Source organism: Amycolatopsis sp. A1MSW2902 (assembly GCF_017312175.1).
GTDB classification, from domain to species: Bacteria; Actinomycetota; Actinomycetes; order Mycobacteriales; family Pseudonocardiaceae; genus Amycolatopsis; species Amycolatopsis nivea.
Window position 1 is genome coordinate 4,801,315 of record NZ_QJPO01000001.1, and the last position, 18,049, is coordinate 4,819,363.

General features: G+C 70.0%; 22 protein-coding genes. 5 read left to right on the forward strand and 17 right to left on the reverse strand.

The features are described from left to right. Nucleotides 1-446: 446 nt before the first annotated feature. The 16 genes from DMP23_RS21895 to hrcA form a co-directional block, all read right to left on the reverse strand. Nucleotides 447-866 (reverse strand): YbjN domain-containing protein, encoded by a 420-nt coding sequence (locus DMP23_RS21895; protein WP_037813576.1) that lies wholly within the window; start codon nt 864-866, stop codon nt 447-449. Then, nucleotides 863-1,681, reverse strand: coding sequence for an isoprenyl transferase (locus tag DMP23_RS21900; protein ID WP_337822367.1), 819 nt, complete (start codon nt 1,679-1,681; stop codon nt 863-865). The genes DMP23_RS21895 and DMP23_RS21900 overlap by 4 nt, the downstream gene beginning before the upstream one ends. Before the next feature lie 26 nt (nt 1,682-1,707). Further along, a complete protein-coding gene (gene recO, locus DMP23_RS21905) occupies nt 1,708-2,484 on the reverse strand; it encodes a DNA repair protein RecO (RefSeq protein WP_037813585.1) in 777 nt (258 codons plus the stop codon). A 49-nt stretch (nt 2,485-2,533) separates the two neighbouring features. After that, nucleotides 2,534-2,992, reverse strand: a complete 459-nt coding sequence (locus tag DMP23_RS21910; protein WP_238605214.1) for a CD225/dispanin family protein — start codon at nt 2,990-2,992, stop codon at nt 2,534-2,536. 45 nt (nt 2,993-3,037) lie between these two features. Beyond that, nucleotides 3,038-4,120 carry an RDD family protein gene (locus tag DMP23_RS21915; RefSeq protein ID WP_337822368.1) on the reverse strand — a complete coding sequence of 361 codons (1,083 nt, stop codon included), beginning with the start codon at nt 4,118-4,120 and terminating at the stop codon, nt 3,038-3,040. 175 nt (nt 4,121-4,295) lie between these two features. After that, on the reverse strand, nt 4,296-4,751 hold the full coding sequence (locus DMP23_RS21920) for a DUF2752 domain-containing protein (protein ID WP_162473062.1): 456 nt from the start codon (nt 4,749-4,751) through the stop codon (nt 4,296-4,298). Next, nucleotides 4,742-5,071 carry a CD225/dispanin family protein gene (locus DMP23_RS21925; RefSeq protein ID WP_043837415.1) on the reverse strand — a complete coding sequence of 110 codons (330 nt, stop codon included), beginning with the start codon at nt 5,069-5,071 and terminating at the stop codon, nt 4,742-4,744. Before DMP23_RS21925 ends, DMP23_RS21920 begins: the two co-directional genes overlap by 10 nt. A 76-nt stretch (nt 5,072-5,147) precedes the next feature. Then, nucleotides 5,148-6,047, reverse strand: coding sequence for a GTPase Era (gene era, locus DMP23_RS21930; RefSeq protein WP_037813591.1), 900 nt, complete (start codon nt 6,045-6,047; stop codon nt 5,148-5,150). Next, nucleotides 6,044-6,382 carry a hypothetical protein gene (locus DMP23_RS21935; protein ID WP_043837413.1) on the reverse strand — a complete coding sequence of 113 codons (339 nt, stop codon included), beginning with the start codon at nt 6,380-6,382 and terminating at the stop codon, nt 6,044-6,046. The genes era and DMP23_RS21935 overlap by 4 nt, the downstream gene beginning before the upstream one ends. Then, a complete protein-coding gene (locus tag DMP23_RS21940) occupies nt 6,375-7,700 on the reverse strand; it encodes a hemolysin family protein (RefSeq protein ID WP_337822369.1) in 1,326 nt (441 codons plus the stop codon). The genes DMP23_RS21935 and DMP23_RS21940 overlap by 8 nt, the downstream gene beginning before the upstream one ends. 9 nt (nt 7,701-7,709) lie before the next feature. Then, nucleotides 7,710-8,261 (reverse strand): rRNA maturation RNase YbeY, encoded by a 552-nt coding sequence (ybeY, locus tag DMP23_RS21945; protein WP_043837412.1) that lies wholly within the window; start codon nt 8,259-8,261, stop codon nt 7,710-7,712. Continuing rightward, nucleotides 8,258-9,304, reverse strand: a complete 1,047-nt coding sequence (locus DMP23_RS21950) for a PhoH family protein (protein ID WP_037813601.1) — start codon at nt 9,302-9,304, stop codon at nt 8,258-8,260. The genes ybeY and DMP23_RS21950 overlap by 4 nt, the downstream gene beginning before the upstream one ends. Nucleotides 9,305-9,398: 94 nt before the next feature. Then, nucleotides 9,399-9,776 (reverse strand): histidine triad nucleotide-binding protein, encoded by a 378-nt coding sequence (locus DMP23_RS21955; protein ID WP_275294379.1) that lies wholly within the window; start codon nt 9,774-9,776, stop codon nt 9,399-9,401. Between the two features lie 422 nt (nt 9,777-10,198). Next, nucleotides 10,199-10,951, reverse strand: coding sequence for a 16S rRNA (uracil(1498)-N(3))-methyltransferase (locus DMP23_RS21960; protein ID WP_337822370.1), 753 nt, complete (start codon nt 10,949-10,951; stop codon nt 10,199-10,201). A gap of 2 nt (nt 10,952-10,953) precedes the next feature. Continuing rightward, on the reverse strand, nt 10,954-12,117 hold the full coding sequence (dnaJ, locus tag DMP23_RS21965; protein ID WP_037813614.1) for a molecular chaperone DnaJ: 1,164 nt from the start codon (nt 12,115-12,117) through the stop codon (nt 10,954-10,956). Nucleotides 12,118-12,168: 51 nt separating this feature from the next. Next, nucleotides 12,169-13,194 (reverse strand): heat-inducible transcriptional repressor HrcA, encoded by a 1,026-nt coding sequence (hrcA, locus tag DMP23_RS21970; protein ID WP_134733033.1) that lies wholly within the window; start codon nt 13,192-13,194, stop codon nt 12,169-12,171. Nucleotides 13,195-13,415: 221 nt separating this feature from the next. Here hrcA and DMP23_RS21975 point away from each other — a divergent pair, with 221 nt between their 5' ends. From DMP23_RS21975 to DMP23_RS21995, 5 genes are read left to right on the forward strand one after another with little or no spacing between them, the layout of a single operon-like run. Beyond that, on the forward strand, nt 13,416-13,916 hold the full coding sequence (locus tag DMP23_RS21975) for a YbaB/EbfC family nucleoid-associated protein (protein ID WP_134663008.1): 501 nt from the start codon (nt 13,416-13,418) through the stop codon (nt 13,914-13,916). After that, on the forward strand, nt 13,916-14,239 hold the full coding sequence (locus DMP23_RS21980) for a type VII secretion target (protein ID WP_134663009.1): 324 nt from the start codon (nt 13,916-13,918) through the stop codon (nt 14,237-14,239). Before DMP23_RS21975 ends, DMP23_RS21980 begins: the two co-directional genes overlap by 1 nt. Next, nucleotides 14,236-15,462 carry a hypothetical protein gene (locus DMP23_RS21985; protein WP_337822371.1) on the forward strand — a complete coding sequence of 409 codons (1,227 nt, stop codon included), beginning with the start codon at nt 14,236-14,238 and terminating at the stop codon, nt 15,460-15,462. Before DMP23_RS21980 ends, DMP23_RS21985 begins: the two co-directional genes overlap by 4 nt. Beyond that, on the forward strand, nt 15,459-16,037 hold the full coding sequence (locus DMP23_RS21990; RefSeq protein ID WP_134663011.1) for a hypothetical protein: 579 nt from the start codon (nt 15,459-15,461) through the stop codon (nt 16,035-16,037). The genes DMP23_RS21985 and DMP23_RS21990 overlap by 4 nt, the downstream gene beginning before the upstream one ends. Beyond that, nucleotides 16,034-16,546 (forward strand): hypothetical protein, encoded by a 513-nt coding sequence (locus DMP23_RS21995; RefSeq protein WP_337822372.1) that lies wholly within the window; start codon nt 16,034-16,036, stop codon nt 16,544-16,546. The genes DMP23_RS21990 and DMP23_RS21995 overlap by 4 nt, the downstream gene beginning before the upstream one ends. 7 nt (nt 16,547-16,553) lie before the next feature. Here the strand turns inward: DMP23_RS21995 and DMP23_RS22000 are convergent, their stop codons facing one another. Next, on the reverse strand, nt 16,554-18,047 hold the full coding sequence (locus DMP23_RS22000) for a CoA-acylating methylmalonate-semialdehyde dehydrogenase (protein WP_238605196.1): 1,494 nt from the start codon (nt 18,045-18,047) through the stop codon (nt 16,554-16,556). Nucleotides 18,048-18,049: the final 2 nt, after the last annotated feature.

Below are 18,049 nucleotides of genomic sequence, written 5' to 3' on the forward strand. Positions count from 1 at the left end.
CGGCATTGCTCGCACGCAGCGCAGCCCAAGCCGGGACGAGTGGCGCAGCAGCCTGCAGAGAAGAGCAGCGAAGCCGCACACCGAACAGACGGCAGAACTCCAGCCCGGCGCGCGACCCCAGCCGAGACGGATAGCGGAGTGGCTGCGAACGCGGAAGCCAAGCAGGGCACCTGCCAACGGCGAACTGGTCAAGGCGCGAAGTTCGGCCCGGCTAAGGAGATCCGTGATGCAGCACAAGCACGTGCGGGCGAGGCGCCAGCGAGTTCCGTCCGGGCGAGGCAGGGCGCGAAACGTGGTGTGGCCAAGGGAATTTCACCAAGAGCCCAGGCAGCAGCGACACCCGCGGAAGCGCGAAGCCAATCAGGCAGCCAACCCGCCACCAGACCGCGCAGACCGACGCCACAGCAGCAGCGAAGCGAAAACCGCAACCCCAGCCGAAACCCGGCTCAGGCCTCCACCCCAGGCAACTCCGTCCGCAGCTGCGAAGCAGTCGAAACCACCAGCATCAGCAGCGTCCCCAGCGGCGAAGGATCCATCCCCTCAGCCGGGAAGGCGTACCGCAGGGTCACGTCCACCCCGCGCTCCGTGTGGCCCACGCCCAAGGTCCCGAACAGGCCCTGCCCGGCCCGTTCGGCGACGGCTACCGCCAGAGCTGGGTCGTCGGGCAGGTCCCAGGCCACTACGCAGGTCAGGCTGAGCACCGTGAGGCCGTCGGCGAGGCGGGTGGCCTGGATGACGCACGGGACGTCCGCGTGGGAGAACGTGATCGCGCCGTCGTCGTCGACGTGGACCTCCAGGTAGCGTTCCAGTGCTTCGCGCGCCCGGGTGAGCAGTGCGCCGGTCTCGGCGGCTTCCGCGGTGCTCATTTCGTGCTCCCTGCCTGGTCCACCGCGCCGCCGAACCGGCGGTCGCGTTTCGCGAAGTCGAGGCACGCCTGCCACAGGTGGGTCCGGTCGAAGTCCGGGAACAGCGTGTCCTGGTAGACCATCTCCGCGTACGCCGACTGCCACAGCAGGAAGTTCGACGTCCGCTGCTCCCCGGACGGCCGGAGGAACAGGTCCACGTCCGGCATTTCCGGCTGGTACAGGTACTTCCCGATGGTGCGCTCGTCGATCTTGTCCGGGTTGATCCTGCCCGCCGCGACGTCCTGGCCGATCCGGCGCATCGCGTCGCCCAGTTCGGCCCGGCCGCCGTAGTTGACGCACATGGTCATGTTGAGCTTGGTGTTGTTCTTGGTCTTCTCTTCGGCGACCTGCAGTTCCTTGATCACGCTCGCCCACAGCTTCGGCCGCCGCCCGGCCCACCGGATGCGCACGCCGATCGAGCCGAGGTAGTCGACCTGGCGGCGGATGGTGTCGCGGTTGAAGCCCATGAGGAACCGGACTTCCTCGGGGCTGCGCTTCCAGTTCTCCGTCGAGAAGGCGTACACCGAAAGCCACTTCACGCCGAGTTCGACCGCGCCGCTCGCGACGTCGATCATCACGGCCTCGCCGCGTTTGTGGCCCTCGATCCGCGGCAGGCCGCGCTGGTTGGCCCAGCGGCCGTTGCCGTCCATGACGAGCGCGACGTGCTTCGGCACCAGGTCCGCCGGGATCTCCGGCGGCTTCGCGCCCGAGGGATGCGGATCCGGAGCCCGCAGCTCGTACCCCGCCGAGCGGGTCTCCCGTCCCCTGCGCAGCACTCCCGGCCTCCTGAAGAATGGATTTCCTACCCGGCCGACCCTACTGGGCCCGGCCCGGCGGCCTCCCGGGCACGCCGCTCCACGAGCGGGAGCGACCGCAGCTGCCGTTCCAGATGCCACTGCAGATGCGCCGCGACCAGGCCGGACGCGTCCCGGCGGGTGATTCCCGGCGACGATTCCGCGACCGCCCACTCCCCCTGCAGCAGCGCGTCCAGCAGGGTCAGCACCTCGGGCGCGGGATGCACCGAACCGGCGATCCGGCAGTCCGGGCACATCGAGCCGCCCGCGGCGACGTTGAACGCGGCGTGCGGGCCGGGCAGGCCGCAGCGGGCGCATTCGGTGATCGCCGGGGCCCAGCCCGCGTAGGCCATGGCGCGGAGGAAGAACGCGTCGAGCACCAGCGACGCGTCCCGCTGCCCGCCGGCCAGCGCCCGCAGCGCGCCCACGACCAGCAGGTACAGCTTCATGACCGGCTCGCCCTCTTCGGCCGAGAGCCGGTCCGCGGTTTCCGCGATCGCCGACGCCGCGGTGTAGCGCTGGTAGTCGGCCACCAGCGGCAGCGCGAACGCGTCGACGGTCTCGACCTGGGTGATGACGTCGAGCGACCGGCCGGGATAGAACTGCACGTCCACGTGCCCGAACGGCTCCAGCCGCGCCCCGAACCGCGACGACGTGCGCCGCACGCCCTTCGCGACGGCCCGGACCTTGCCGTGCCGCCTCGTGAGCAGGGTGACGATCCGGTCGGCCTCGCCCAGCTTGTGCGTGCGCAGCACCACCCCGGTGTCGCGGTAGAGGTTCACCACCCCGACATCGTCCCACTTCGGGGGCGACGCCGGGGCGGGACACCCTGGTTCAGCAGTAGCTGCCGGTGCAGTAGTAGCTGTGCACCTCGGACGCGGCCACGAGGCCGACGATGATCATGATGATCGCGACGACCCAGGCGAGCGCCCCGATGATGGTGGCGATGAGGCACAGGGTCTTCGTCGTCTGCGACGCCTGCTGGGCCATCGCGTAGTTGCCCTGCATCTTGTACGACTGGACTTCGTTCGACTTCATGATCGCGAAGATCGCGAGGATCCACATCAGGAAGATGCAGCCGATCGCCCAGCCCTTGTAGTCCTTGATGGCGCTCAGGTCGCCGCCGGGCGCGCCGCCGAAAGCGGGCTGGCCGTACGGGGCGGGCTGGCCGTAGGGCTGCTGCGGGTACGGCTGCGCCGGCGTCGCACCGGACTGCGGGTACGGCTGCTGGCCGTAGGGCTGCTGCGGCTGGCCTCCGTAGGGCTGCTGGGGCTGGCCGTAGGGATTGGTCATCTGGGTTCCCCCGAGTTCCTCGTACTTACCGTGATCCGGTGCGGATCAGGACTGGGCCGGACCGGGCTTCGGCGATTCCGGCTTGATCATCTGCGTCGCCTCCGGCTCGCCTGCCGGATGCACGACCTGGGTGCGCTCAGCGGCGCCGAACGCTTCGGACGGTGGTTGCTGGGGCGCGGGCGGGCGCACGACCTGGGTCGGCTCGGGCTGGTCGAACGGCGTGGGGCCCGGCTGCGGCGCTCCCGCGGACGGCTGCCCGAATCCCGGCTGCGGCTGGCCCGGCTGCCCGAACGCGGGCTGCGGCTGGCCGAATCCTTGCTGCGGCGGGGTTCCCGGGACCGGCGGCTGACCGAATCCCGGCTGCGGGGCCCCGAATCCGGGCGGTGCGGCGGGAAAACCGGCGTTCGGCGCCGGCTGCGCGGGGAAGCCGCCCGAGGCGGGCTGCCCGAAACCAGGCTGCGGCGCGGTGCCCGGGAAACCTCCCGGCTGACCGGGAAAACCGCCGGGCTGGCCGAACCCGCCGGGCTGACCCGGCTGACCGAACCCGCCTGGCTGGCCGGAAAACCCGCCCGGCTGCCCGAAACCGCCCTGCCCGAAACCAGCCGCGCCCGAAGGCTCTGAACCGGCGGGCAGCACCACGGTGCTGAGGATCTTGTCCGAGAACGTCTGCGCCTTGTCGTCCCACAGCGGCCACAGGTAGCCGAGCGCGAACGCCATGCTGTCCAGCGCGTGCGCGAGGTCGCGGACGAACGCCATCCCGGCCCCGATCGGTTCGCCGGTGGCCTCGCTGACGAGTTTGATCCCGACTATCCGCTTTCCCAGCGACTGGCCGGTGTTGCCGCCGTTGATCCAGCGGTTGAAGACCGTCCAGGCGAGACTGCCGAGAATCGCGAGGAGGTAGACGATCGTGCCCCCGACGCCGGAGAACAGCGACACGAGCAGGGCGATCAGCACCCCGCCGAGAAGCGGGGCGAAGTCGATGAGATAGGCGCCGGCGCGCTGGCCCCAGTCCGCGTAGACCCGGCCGTACGGCTGGCCGAAGCCGGCGGGCTGGGGGTACCCCGGTGCCTGCTGTCCCGGCGGCGCGCCGAACGGCGGTCCGCCGGACTGACCGTAGGGATAGGTCATCGAGTGTCCCCCTCGTTGCAGCAAGCTGGGCCTGGCCGCGTCCGCTGTGGACACGTCAGTGCGCGGGAGCGTACCTCGTCTGGCGAGGCCGGGCCGAGCAGGTGTCCGCATCGGGTGACGCGTGAGACGGCACTGCCGCCGGAGCCGTTCCAGGCACAGTGAAAACGGGGCTAACTCAGACGTACAGGCCGGTGAACGGCGAGAACGGAACGTTGCGCGCCACGAACCACAGGACGAACACGACCGCGACGACGTGCGGCGTCCAGCGCCAGTGCAGCCAGGACCGCATCGTCCGGCCGCGCAGGCGTCCCATCGTCCAGGCGAGACCGCTCCACGCGAAGAGCGCGGCGAACACCAGCGCTACCGCGTTGTAGTGCAGTGCCGCGGAAAAATCGCCGTGCAGCACGCTGTAGGCCATCCGGAGCCCGCCGCAGCCGGGGCAGTCGATCCCGAAAAGCAGCTTGGTCGGGCACACCGGAAGCGGGCCGCCGGGCGTGGTCGGATCGCCGAACCACACCGCGACGCAGGCGAGGCCGATGCCGCCCGCCGCGGCCGCCGGGCCCGCGAGAGCCCTTGCCACCGCACGGGTTCCGCGCGCCGGCTGTCCGGTGTAGACGGTGCTCAATGCCACCAGAGCACGTTCCCGGCCACCGCCAGCACGATGATCGCGACGAGCACGTACAGCCCGATCAGGATGGCGATGCTGAGCGCCGACCACATCGCCCACTTGCGCGCCTCGTCCGCCGCGCGGTGCGCTTCGGCCGCGTATCCCTGGTACCACAAGGTGTTCACCTGGCTGGCCTTGACGATCGCGACGATCCCCAGCGGGAGACAGCAGAACACCGTCGCCAGGATCGCCCACACCAGGTTGCTGTCCGGCGGCGGCGGATACTGCGGCGGGTAACCGTACGACGGCGGGTACGGGCCCTGCGGCGGATACGGGCCGGTCATGCGGTCCCCCTGGACAAATCGGATGCGGTTCGGCTCGACGTTACCCGCCCGCGCCGCCGGGCACGGCCACAACCGGTCAGAAACCCAGCCTGCGGAGCTGCTTCGGGTCCCGCTGCCAATCCTTGGCGACCTTGATGTGCAGGTCGAGGTACACCTTCGTGCCCAGCAGCCGCTCGATGTGCTTGCGCGCGGTCGCGCCGACCTCGCGCAGCCGTTCGCCCTTGTGCCCGAGGATGATCCCCTTCTGGCTGGGGCGTTCCACGTACAGCAGCGCGTGGATGTCGATGAGGTCGTCGCGGTCCTCGCGCGGCAGCATTTCCTCGACGGTCACCGCGATGGAGTGCGGCAGTTCGTCGCGGACGCCTTCGAGCGCGGCTTCGCGGATCAGCTCGGCGACGAGGGTCTGCTCGGGCTCGTCGGTGAGCTCGCCGCCCGGGTACAGCTGCGGGCCTTCGGGCAGCCGCTGCACCAGCAGGTCGGCGACCGTCTGCACCTGGAAACCGTCGACGGCGGACACCGGCACGAGGTCGGCGAACTCCATCACCTCTTGCAGCGCGACCAGCTGCTCGGCGACCTGCTCCGGCTTCACGAGGTCGGTCTTGGTGACGATGCCGATCACCGGGGTGCGCCGGGCGATCTTCTTCAGCTCGGCGGCGATGAACCGGTCGCCGGGGCCGACTTTTTCGTTGGCGGGCACGCAGAACCCGACGACGTCCACTTCGGACCAGGTCTCGTGCACGATGTCGTTGAGCCGCTGGCCGAGCAGCGTGCGCGGACGGTGCAGGCCCGGGGTGTCGATGATCACCAGCTGCGCGTCGTCGCGGTGGACGATGCCGCGGATGGCGTGCCGGGTGGTCTGCGGCTTGCTGGAGGTGATCGCGACCTTCGTGCCGACGAGCGCGTTCGTGAGCGTCGATTTGCCCGCGTTGGGGCGGCCGACGAAGCAGGCGAAACCGGAACGGTGCGGTTCGGTCACGACTGCAGCACCTCGACGACGGCGCCGGACGGGTCGGCGAAGATGATCGGCGCGGTCTTGGTCACGTCGCGGACCGCGTGCACGGACGCCTCGGCGACCAGCGCGTCCGCGGTGACCACGGCGGCGGCTTCGAGGCCTTCGGCTCCGCTGGACAGCGCGGCGGCGACGGCGGCCTGCACGGCGGTGAGCTTGAACGACGGCTGGTCGACCGTGGTCGCGGCGTAGGTGCGGCCGTCGGTGTCGCGGACCGCGGCGCCTTCGTCCGCGCCGTTGCGGGCGCGGGCCGAACGGGCCAGCGTGACCAGCTTCTGGTCCTCGGCGTCGAGGTCAGGCATGTTCGACTCTCCTGTCGTGCTCTTCGGGCTGGGGCGGGCGGGTGCGCGGGCGCGCCGACGACGGCCGGACGACCACGGAGGTGATGCGCATCCGGCCGCGGCGGTCCTTGCCCCCTTCGGCGAACAGCCGAAGACCGGCGACCTCGGCTTCGGCACCCGGCAGCGGGACCCTACCCAGTCGCTCGGCGAGCAGCCCGCCCACGGTCTCCACGTCGTGGTCTTCGAGGTCGATGCCGAACAGTTCGCCGAGGTCGTCGACGCCGAGCCGGGACGACACGCGGACCGAACCGTCCTCGAGCTCCTCGACCTCGGGGCGTTCGTCGGCGTCGGATTCGTCGGTGATCTCGCCGACGATCTCCTCGAGGATGTCCTCGATGGTGAGCAGGCCGGCGGTGCCGCCGTACTCGTCCACCGCGATCGCCATGTGGTTGTGCGTGCGCTGCATTTCCTTGAGCAGCTCGTCGAGCCGTTTGGAGTCGGGCACGAAGCTCGCCGGGTTCATCACCGCGCCGACGACCGTGCTCGGCCCGTCCGGGCCCATGTACTCGGGCATGAGGTCTTTGATGTTGACCACGCCGACGATGTCGTCCACCGAATCGTCGATCACCGGGACCCGGGTGAAGCCGGTGCGCAGCGCGAGCGCGAGGGCCTGGCGCACGGTTTTGGTGCGTTCGATCCACACGATCTCGGTGCGCGGCACCATGACCTCGCGGGCGACGGTGTCGCCGAGTTCGAACACCGAGTGGATCATCTCGCGTTCGGAGTCCTCGACGACGCCGCGTTCCTGGGCGAGGTCGACGAGTTCGCGCAGTTCGACCTCGGAGGTGAACGGGCCTTCGCGGAAGCCGCGGCCGGGGGTGATCGCGTTGCCGAGCACGATCAGCAGCCGCGACAGCGGGCCGAGAACCGTGCCGAGGGCGCGGACCGGCCCGGCGACGATCGTGCCGACGCGGTACGGGTGCTGGCGGCCGATGGTGCGCGGGCCGACGCCGATGAGGACGTAGCTGACCACGACCATGACGACCGCGGACACCAGGATGGCGAGCCACAGCCGGTCGAACCAGGCGACGAAGGACACGGTGACCAGCACCGTGGCGGTGAGTTCGCAGGCCAGTCGGAGCAGGAGCAGCAGGTTGATGTGCCTGCGGCGTTCGGCGACGACCGCGGCGAGCTGGCGGGCTCCGACGCGGCCGTTGCGGACGAGGCCGTCGACCCGGGCTTGCGACACCGTGCCGACCGCGGCGTCCGCGGCGGCGAACACGCCCGCGAGCAGCACCAGCGTCACCGCGACGACGACCTGTGCCGGGGGGTTTCCCATCGTCGGAGCCTAGGGCGTTTCCCCGGGCCGCGGCGCGTCGAGCCCGGCGATGCCGAGCACGCGGTCGTCGACGTCGCGTTGCGCGTCGCGGGCCTGGTGCGCGGCGACCGCGGCCTGGAATTCGCCGAGGATCCGCTTCTGCAGCCCGAACATCTCGCGTTCCTCGGCGGGTTCGGCGTGGTCGTAGCCGAGGAGGTGCAGGCAGCCGTGGACGGTGAGCAGGTGCAGTTCGTCGATCAGCCGGTGGCCCGCGGTTTTCGCCTGGTCTTTCGCGAACGCCGGGCAGAGCACGATGTCGCCGAGCAGCGCCGGGGACGAGTCGGGCGCGTCGGGGCGGCGCGAGGAGTCGAGTTCGTCCATCGGGAAGGCCATGACGTCGGTGGGCCCGGGCAGGTCCATCCAGCGTTCGTGGAGGTCTTCCATCACCTCGAGGGTGACGCACAGGATGGACAGCTCGGCGAGCGGGCTGACCTCCATTTTCTCCAGCGTGTAGCGCGCGGCGGAGACGATGGACGCCTCGTCGACGTCGACGCCGGATTCGTTGGCGATCTCGATGCTCATCGGCGGGTGCCTTTCCAGCCGCCGGCCTGCTGCTCTTGCGCGTCCTGCACGGCCTGCCACTTCTCGTACGCGTCGACGATGTCGCCGACCAGTTTGTGCCGGACGACGTCCTGGCTGGTGAGCTCGGCGAAGTGCAGGTCCTCGACGCCGCCGAGGATGTCGCGCACGACGCGGAGCCCGCTGCGCTGCCCGCCGGGGAGGTCGATCTGGGTGATGTCGCCGGTGACGACGATCTTCGCGCCGAACCCGAGGCGGGTGAGGAACATCTTCATCTGCTCGGGCGTGGTGTTCTGCGCCTCGTCGAGGATGATGAAGGCGTCATTCAGAGTTCTACCCCTCATATATGCGAGAGGTGCGATTTCGATCGTCCCCGCCTGCATCAGCCGCGGAATCGACTCCGGTTCGACCATGTCGTGCAGCGCATCGTAGAGCGGCCGCAGATACGGGTCGATCTTCTCGTTCAAAGTGCCCGGCAGGTATCCGAGCCGCTCGCCGGCCTCGACCGCCGGACGCGTCAGCACGATCCGCGTGACCTGCTTGGCCTGCAACGCCTGCACGGCCTTCGCCATCGCGAGGTACGTCTTGCCGGTACCGGCGGGCCCGATCCCGAAAACGATCGTGTGCTTGTCGATCGCGTCGACGTACCGCTTCTGGTTCAGCGTCTTGGGCCGGATGGTCTTCCCGCGCCGCGACACGATGTTGAGGCTCAGCACCTCCGCGGGCGACGCGTCGCCGCTGGACAGCATCCCCACAGTCCGCCGCACCGTGTCCGGCCCGACCTGCTGCCCGCCGCCGGCGAGCTGCACCAGCTCGGTGAAGACCCGCTCCGCGAACGCCACATCGGCCGCGGCACCGGTCAGCGTGACCTCGTTGCCGCGCACGTGCACGTCAGCAGCCAGCAGTTCTTCGGCCACCCGCAAGTTCTCGTCCCGGGACCCCAGCAGGCTCAGCTGAGCCGCCTCCGGGATCGGGAATCGAACCTGTGCCTCGGCCGATACCCGATTGTCAGGTCGGGCGGCTCCACCCGTCTCAGTTCCGGCCACGTGGCCTCGGTCCTGCTTTCTGCGCACTTCGCAAGTCGACGTACAGGGACCCCATAGATGCTACTTGTCCCCGACACCCGCTCGCAGCCCGGTTTCAGTGCACCCCGGCCTGCGGCTTCCCGAACAACCCGAGCTGCTCCCCGCCGAGCACATGGGCATGCACATGAAACACCGTCTGCCCGGCATCGGCATCAGTGTTGAAAACCACCCGATACCCACTGCCGGAGATCCCCTCGATCTCCGCAACCTTCCGCGCCGTCAACAACACCTGGGACAGCAACTCCGGATCCGCCTCCGCCAACTCCCCGACGTTCCGATACCGCTTCCGAGGCACCACGAGCACATGCACCCGCGCCTGCGGATTGATGTCCCGAAACGCAAACGTGGCGTCGTCCTGATACACCACATCCGCCGGAATCTCCCCAGCAATAATCCGCTCGAACAACGTCTCCGCAGCGCCAGCATCACTCATACGCGACACCCTACAAACCCCCACTCCCCAAGGCGACGAACGCACGCCACGCAACCACCCCACTCGCCAAGGCGACGAACGCACGCCACGCAACCACCGCACCGTGGGGGTCCGGGGGGCTCGGCCCCCCGGGAGTAATGGCGGAACCAGCGGCGGCGAAGGATCGCCGCCAGGCGATACGAAGACGCCGCGGCGCGGTGGAGCCTGGGGGTCGCTCCACCGCCGCCGCGGCTCCGCCGGACCGAGGGGGGAGGTGCCCGGCGGGGTATGGGTTCGCGTACTCAAGGGTAATGCCCGCGTGGGGGCGGGCTGAAACCCTCGTGTTCCCACGTTGCGAAGCAGAGTAGCTGGCGGGACTGCCGCGCGCCATCACCTGGTGCGGATGTTTAGGGGTTCTGCCGCGTTTCGCGGGCGCCGGGCGGTCAGTGCCAGCGGCCGGTGAGGACGCCCAGTGCGCCTAGTGCGACGGCGGCCGCGGTGGAGGTGCGGAGGACGGTCGGGCCGAGGCGGACCGTGGTGGCTCCGGCTTGTTCGAGGGCGGCGAGTTCGTCGTCGGTGATGCCGCCTTCGGGGCCGACGACGAGGAGGAGGTCGCCGCCGTCGGGGAGGTCGAGGTCGGCGAGTTTGCTGGTGACGCCGGATTCGAGGACGAGCGTCGCGGACATCGTCGCGGCCAGCTGTGCGAGCTCGCGGGTGCCGACTGGTTCGGCGACGGCGGGGACGTGGGCGCGGCGGGCTTGTTTGGCCGCTGAGCGGGCGGTGGCGCGCCAGCGGGCGAGGGCTTTCTCGCCGCGGGGTCCGTCGTCCCAGCGGGCGACGCTGCGGGCGGCGCGCCAGGGCACGATCGCGTCCGCGCCGGCTTCGGTGGCCAGTTCGACGGCCAATTCCCCGCGGTCGCCCTTGGCGAGGGCCTGGGCGACGTGGACGCGCAGCGCGGGCGGTTCTTCTTGCCAGCGCTCGAGAACCGTGAGCGTGACCGAGGCCGCCCGGCCCGCTTCGACGGCGTCCACGGCGCAGCGGGCCATCGCGCCGGCGCCGTCGGAGAGCACGAGCTGCTCCCCCACGCGCAGCCGGCGCACGGTGGCCGCGTGCCGGGCTTCCTCGCCGTCGAGCAGCGCCCGCCCTTCGGCGGGCACCGCCGGGGCGAGGAAGACCGGCAGTGTGGTGTCCGGCACAGTCAGCGGTTCTTCGCGCGGAGCTTGGAGAACAGGCCGCCGTGCTTGCTGCCGTTGGCGGCGAGCGTCGGGACCTCTTCGCCGCGCTGCTGGGCCAGGTCGACGAGCAGGTCGCGCTGGGCCTCGTCGAGCTTGGTCGGCACCACGACGTCGATGTGCACGTGCAGGTCGCCGCGGCCGTCGACGCGGCCGGACGAGCGCAGCCGCGGCATGCCCTTGCCGGTGAGCACCAGTTCGGTGTTGGGCTGGGTGCCGGGCTCGATGTCGAGTTCGTAGTCGCCGTCGACCAGGGTGGCGATCGGGACCGTCGCGCCGAGCGCCGCGGTGGTCATCGGGATGCGGAAGTTGCAGTGCAGGTCGTTGCCCTCGCGGACGAACACCTCGTGCGGGGCCTCGTCGATCTCGACGTAGAGGTCGCCCGCCGGGCCGCCGCCGGGGCCGACCTCGCCCTGGCCGGACAGCCGGATCCGCATGCCGTCGCCGACGCCGGGCGGGATCTTCGCGGTGACGCCGCGCCGCGACCGGATCCGGCCGTCGCCGCCGCACTGGCGGCACGGGTCGGGGATGACCTCGCCGAAGCCGCGGCACACCGGGCACGGGCGCGCGGTGACGACCTGGCCGAGGAACGACCGCTGCACGGACTGGACCTCGCCGGCCCCGCCGCAGGTGTCGCAGGTCTTGGTGCTGGTGCCCTCGGCGGTGCCCGCGCCGCGGCACAGGTCGCAGACGATCGCGGTGTCGACGGTGATCTCGCGGTCGACGCCGGTCGCGCACTCCTCGAGGGTGAGGCCGAGCCGGATCAGCGCGTCGGAGCCGGGCTGCACGCGGCTGCGCGGCCCGCGGCCCCGTCCGCCGCCTCCGCCCGCGGCGCCGAAGAAGGCGTCCATGATGTCGCCGAGCCCGCCGAAGCCCGCGAACGGGTCGCCGCCGCCTCCGCCGCGGCCGCCCCCGTCCATCGGGTCGCCGCCGAGGTCGACGATCTTGCGCTTCTGCGGATCGGAGAGCACCTCGTACGCGGTGGTCACCTCGCCGAAGCGGTGCTGGGCGTCCTCCGACGGGTTCACGTCGGGGTGCAGCTCACGGGCCAGCTTGCGGTACGCGCGCTTGATCTCCTGATCGCTCGCGTTCTTGGCCACCCCGAGGATCCCGTAGTAGTCCCTCGCCACGTTGCTCTGCCTTCTCCTTCGTGTTCCGCCACGTCCCCGGCCTGCCGCCGGTCAGCGGCCGGACAGGATCTGCCCCACGTAGTTGGCGACCGCTCGGACCGCCGCGATCGTGCCGGGGTAGTCCATCCTGGTCGGCCCGACGACGCCCATCCCCCCGAGCAGCATGTCGTCCCGGCCGTAGCCGATGGACACGACCGAGGTGCTGCGCATCTGCTCGTCCTCATTTTCCTCACCGATGAGCACGGTGACCGCACCGGGGTTGCGGGCGGCGGCGAGCAGCTTCAGCACCACCACCTGTTCCTCGAGCGCTTCGAGCACCTGACGCAGCGACCCGGGGAAGTCCGCGACGTTGCGGGTGAGGTTGCCGGTGCCGCCGAGCACGATCCGCTCTTCCGGGTGCTCGACCAGCGATTCGACCAGTGTGGTGCAGATCCGGGTGAGGTGGTCGCGCAGGTCCGGCGGAGCGGCCTCGGGCAACTCCGCCACGTTCGCCGCCGCGTCGGCCAGCCGCCGCCCGGCGAGCGCGCCGTTGAGCACGGTGCGCAGCCGCAGCACGGTCTCCTCGGTGACCACGTCGCCGAGGTCGACGGTGCGCTGGTCGACCCGGCCGGAGTCGGTGATCAGCACGAGCATGAGCCGCGCGGGCGTGAGCGGGACTACCTCGAGGTGGCGCGCCACGGTGTTGGTGAGCATCGGGTACTGCACCACCGCGACCTGGCGGGTGAGCTGCGCGAGCAGCCGGACCGACCGGCGCAGCACGTCGTCGAGGTCGGTGCCGGAGTCGAGGAAGCTGGTGATCGCGCGCCGCTCGGCGGCCGACAGCGGCTTGATCTCCGAAAGCCGGTCGACGAACAGCCGGTACCCCTTGTCGGTCGGGATCCGGCCCGCGCTGGTGTGCGGCTGGGCGATGTACCCCTCTTCTTCCAGGGCGGCCATGTCGTTGCGCACGGTGGCACTGGAAACGCCCAGGTTGTGCCGCTCGACGATCGTCTTCGACCCGACCGGCTCCTGGTTCGAGACATAGTCGGCGACGATCGCGCGCAGCACCTCGAAGCGACGCTCGTCCGTGTTCGCCACCGGCACCTCCTTCGCGGTCCTCCTGCTACTCACAACGAGTTTACGGACCCGGCGGTGCCCGGCGCGCCCTCCGGTCCGGGCGAGCGGGAGTAAAAGGCTGGCAAACAATTTTTAATAGCGACGAACCGGGCAACTCGGAACTTCGCTTGCACGGGGAACCGGAACCCGGTTTTCTGCCTCGGAAAGACTATGAACCACTCGATCCGAAAGCAGTGGCCGACATGAACGCACTTTCTCCCGAAATCGCCGAAATCCGGCAGCGGGCCGCGGAGGCCCAGGAACGGCTGAAGCACGTGTCGGCGACCGCGACGAGCCAGGACGGCGCGGTCACCGCGACCGTCAACACCGCCGGTGCGCTGCAGGAACTCCAGTTCGGCTCCCGCGCGGACGAGATGCCCCGCGCCGCCCTCGCGGCCGCCGTCCTGGCCACCGCCCGACGCGCCCAGGCCCAGGCGGCGCAGCAGCTGACCGCGATCATGGCTCCGGTGATCGGCGAGAACAGCGACGCGATGAAATTCCTCGAAGAACAGATCCCGGAACCGGAAGTTCCGGAGGAAACGGCCCCGCCCGCACCGCCGCAGCCGCAATTTTTCGACGCACAGGACGATTCCGCGCCTCCCACCGCTCCGCCGTCCCGTCCCGCGCGCCCCGCCCGCCCGGCGCCGGACCCGACGGACGACGACGACTACTACGGCGGCGGCTCGTTCCTGGGGAGGAACTGATGGCAGACGGATCGAAGGTCGACCTCCCGGCGCTGCGCGCGCACAAGGGCGAGGTCGAGGACATCGCGGCGGGCGTGCACACCGCGGCGCAGGCCACCGAGTCCGGGCAGACGTTCGGCGACGACGCGTTCGGCATCGTCGGCCAGGTGTTCGCGATGCCGCTGCAGATCTGGATGTCGATCGCTTCCTCCTTCGTCGAGGACGTGGCGGGCAAGGCCGACGACATCGCGGACCGGCTGCAGCAGGCGCACGATCATTACGACAACCACGAGAAGCAGACCGTCGGCCACATCAACGGCCTCGGCAAGGAGCTGCCGGAATGACCGAGACGCAGGAAAACCCGCTGGTCGCGAAGTCGGAGTCGCCGAGCGGCCTGACCACGAACATGGGGTCGTCCTCGAACGAGCTGGACAACCTCAACGCCCAGACCTCCGGCTCCGGCATGCTCAACGACGTCGCGGCGACGCTCACCGACGCCCGGCACGGCGACTGGGGCAACTTCGGCGTGGACGTCGTCACTGACGGCCTCGACCTGCTCGGCGCCGCGATGGACCCGCTGGGCACGCTGGCCAGCGCCGGGGTGGGCTGGCTGATCGAACACATCAGCTTCCTCAAGGAAGGCCTCGACCAGCTCGCGGGCAACCCGGAGGCCGTCACCGCCAAGGCAGTGACCTGGTCGAACATCTCGAAGCAGCTGACCGAGAGCGCGGACCAGTACGACCGGGCCGCGAGCAAGGTCGCCCCGAACTTCCAAGGCCAGGGCGGCGAGGCATACCAGAAGACCGCGAAGGACTACGCAAACGCGCTTCGGGGCGTGGCCGGGCACGCGAGCGCCGCGTCCACCGGGATGAACGTGGCCGCCGCGCTGGTCGGCACCGAGCGTGGGCTGATCCGCGACATGATCTCGTCGTTCGTCGGCGAGTTGATCATCAAGGGCATCGCCGCGCTGGCGTCGTCGTGGTGCACCTTCGGCGGCACGGTCGCCGCGTTCATCGCCGACACCGTCGTCGAGGGCGGGATCCTGGCGGAGAAGATCGGCACCCGGATCGCGAAGGTCGTGGAGAAGCTGGACAAGCTCGCGGAGAGCGCGGGCAAGTCGAAGGCCGCCATCGAGCAGGCGGCAAACGCGTTGCGGAAGGCCGGCAAGGCGGCGGGCAAGGTCACGGACAAGAGCGTGGACATCGCTGCCGGTCTGGAGAAGAAGGCCGGCGACCTCAAGCAGGCGGGCAAGGCCGAGAGCGCCGCGGACAAGGCCGAGCGCTGGACCAACTCGGCCAAGGAGAAGGTGCCGGGCCGCGAGCACTTCGAACACGCCGGTGAGACGTATTCGGAGGACGGGCGGAAGTTCTTCAAGCTCCAGGAATGGCAGAAAGAGGGAGGTCGGCCGCCGTTCACCATGGCCGACTACACAGGAGCGGGCACCGAAGTCCGGAGGCAGGAGAACGAGCAGTACGACCGGTACGCCGAGGGCTCCGAGGCCTACAAGAAGGAGCACGAGAAGGCCGAAGGCGGCTCCGGCGAAGGCGAAGGCGGCACTGGAGAGTGAGCAGCGAAACCGTGCAGGCGGCCGCCGACCAGGCCAACCGGGAAGGCCGGCTGCATCCGTCTCAGCGGACAATGATCCTGAACGCGGGCTTCTCGATGGCTGTCGTGTGGATCGTCCTGTTCGTCGCCGCCGCGGTCCTGGCACCGATCGGAATCGGCGTGAGCGGCGACGCACTGCGGAGCCTGAACGCGGTGAACACCGACCTCGGCACCCCGCCGGTCTCGTACTGGTCGATGAACTGGCCGGTGTACCTGCTGACGGTGCTCTTCCTCGCGCTCGCCGTGCTCCCCGGGCGACTTATCTGGCGACGACTGGCAGAGGTGCGCAGCGGCAAACTCGACGTAGTGCCCGGCTGGACGCACGACTACGGGCACGTCACCAAGATCCCCCCGCGCGGACAGCACGCGATGTACCTGTACGAGATGACCGACCGGATCAAGTTCACTTATCTCGTCGTGCACGGCAAGACGTACCGGCTCGACTACGACATGCGGCAGCGTGTGCTCGGCAACCGCACGAACGCCGCGATCCTCACCCCGCGCAGCAAAATCCTGGTCAACGTGGTCGCCGCGTGACCGCGAAAGCCGATCCCGGCGAGGTCGCCGCCGCCAATCTCGCCGGGAGGCTGCACCGGAGCCAGCGCGGCGAGGTCCTCGGCTGGTTCTTCTGGGCGATCTGGGTGTTCGTCGCGATCGAGGTGGCGATCGCGGTCGTCGCGGTCGCCAAATCCGGCTTCACCGCGTCCGCGTTGGTGGCGGTGGCGGTCGCCCTGGTCGTCCTCGTGCTGGCAGTCCGGTTCGGGCGGCGGCAGTTCGCCGACTGCCGCGCGCCGCTGACGGTCGTGCCCGGGCCGGTGCACGATTTCGGCGCCGGTCCGATCACCGACGACTATCCGGTCGGGTTCAAGCACACCCCGCGCGGCCCGGGCACCACCGAAAAATGGCAGCTCCGCGTGGGCGGCCGCACTCATTCGGTCAATCCGGCCCGTGGCAAACGGCTGGCGGACGAGCGAGTCGTCGCGGTGTGCCTGCTCGGGAACAGCGGCACGGTGGCGAGCATCGTCGGCGAAAACGGCGTGTGGTGAGCCCGGGTCACGAGTTCTTCGGGAACCCCAGATTCACCCCCGCGTGCGAGGTGTCCGGCCACCGCGATGTGACCACCTTTGTCCGCGTGAAGAAGTGGAATCCCTCTGGTCCGTAGGCGTGCGTGTCGCCGAACAGGGAGTCCTTCCAGCCGCCGAACGAGTAGTAGCCGACGGGCACCGGGATGGGGACGTTGACGCCTACCATGCCTACCTCGACCTCGTTCTGGAAGCGGCGCGCGGCGCGTCCGTCGCCGGTGAAGATGGCGGTTCCGTTGCCGTACGGGTTGGCATTGATGAGCGCCAGCGCGTCGTCGAAGCTCGTCGTTCGGGCGACGGACAGGACGGGGCCGAAGATTTCGTCGGTGTACACCGCCATACTGGGCGTGACGCGGTCGAAAAGCGTGGGGCCGAGCCAGAATCCGTCGTTCTCTCCGTCTGCCTCCACGCCCCGGCCGTCCATCACGAGTTCCGCGCCTTCGGCCACTCCGGTGTCCACATAGGACGCAACTCGCTCGTGGTGCGCCCTGGTCACCAGCGGGCCCATCTCCGACGACGGTTTGCGGCCGTCCCCGACGCGCAGTTTCCGCATCCGGTCCACTATTTTGGCCACCAGTTCGTCCGCGATCGGCTCGACGGCGACCACTACCGAAACCGCCATGCACCGTTCGCCCGCCGAGCCGAAACCGGCGGACACGGCGGCGTCCGCGGCCAGGTCGAGGTCGGCGTCCGGCAGTACGACCATGTGGTTCTTCGCCCCGCCCAGCGCCTGGACGCGCTTTCCGTGGCTGGTGCCGGTTTCGTAGACGTAGCGGGCGATCGGGGTCGAACCGACGAAGGAGATCGCCTTGACGTCCGGGTGCGCGAGAAGTCCGTCGACCGCGACTTTGTCGCCCTGCAGCACGTTGAACGCGCCGGACGGCAGGCCCGCTTCGGCAAGAAGCTCCGCGATGAACAGCGCCGCGGACGGGTCTTTCTCGCTCGGTTTGAGCACGACGGTGTTGCCGCACGCCAGCGCGTTCGGCACGAACCAGAGCGGCACCATCGCCGGGAAGTTGAACGGCGAGATCACGCCGACCACGCCGAGCGGCTGCGCGATCGAGTACACATCGACGCCGGTGGAGGCGTTCTCGCTGAACCCGCCCTTGAGCATTTGCGCCGCGCCGCACGCGTATTCGACGTTCTCGATCGCGCGCGCGACCTCGCCCGCTGCGTCCGATTCGACCTTGCCGTGCTCGCTCGTCACGATCTTCGCCAGCTCGTGTTTGCGCGCCTGGAGCAGCTCCCGGAAGGCGAACAGCACCCGCGTGCGCCCGGCGAGCGACGTGCCCCGCCAGCCCGGCAAGGCAGCGGCCGCGGCGGCTACCGCCTGGTCCACCTCGGCCGGCCCCGCGAAGTCCACCTGCGCGCTGACCTGGCCGGTCGCCGGGTCGTACACGTCGCCGGTGCGTCCGGTGCCGACGACCGGCTTGCCGTCGATCCAATGGCTGATGCGGTCGGTCACGA

Bases quoted from the DNA above. Each gene is read 5' to 3' on its own strand.
- DMP23_RS21895 (WP_037813576.1), bottom strand. From the start codon at position 866: ATGAGCACCGCGGAAGCCGCCGAGACCGGCGCACTGCTCACCCGGGCG.
- DMP23_RS21910 (WP_238605214.1), bottom strand. From the start codon at position 2,992: ATGACCAATCCCTACGGCCAGCCCCAGCAGCCCTACGGAGGCCAGCCG.
- DMP23_RS21915 (WP_337822368.1), bottom strand. From the start codon at position 4,120: ATGACCTATCCCTACGGTCAGTCCGGCGGACCGCCGTTCGGCGCGCCG.
- DMP23_RS21925 (WP_043837415.1), bottom strand. From the start codon at position 5,071: ATGACCGGCCCGTATCCGCCGCAGGGCCCGTACCCGCCGTCGTACGGT.
- DMP23_RS21935 (WP_043837413.1), bottom strand. From the start codon at position 6,382: ATGCCTGACCTCGACGCCGAGGACCAGAAGCTGGTCACGCTGGCCCGT.
- DMP23_RS21940 (WP_337822369.1), bottom strand. From the start codon at position 7,700: ATGGGAAACCCCCCGGCACAGGTCGTCGTCGCGGTGACGCTGGTGCTG.
- ybeY (WP_043837412.1), bottom strand. From the start codon at position 8,261: ATGAGCATCGAGATCGCCAACGAATCCGGCGTCGACGTCGACGAGGCG.
- DMP23_RS21955 (WP_275294379.1), bottom strand. From the start codon at position 9,776: ATGAGTGATGCTGGCGCTGCGGAGACGTTGTTCGAGCGGATTATTGCT.
- DMP23_RS21975 (WP_134663008.1), top strand. From the start codon at position 13,416: ATGAACGCACTTTCTCCCGAAATCGCCGAAATCCGGCAGCGGGCCGCG.
- DMP23_RS21980 (WP_134663009.1), top strand. From the start codon at position 13,916: ATGGCAGACGGATCGAAGGTCGACCTCCCGGCGCTGCGCGCGCACAAG.
- DMP23_RS21985 (WP_337822371.1), top strand. From the start codon at position 14,236: ATGACCGAGACGCAGGAAAACCCGCTGGTCGCGAAGTCGGAGTCGCCG.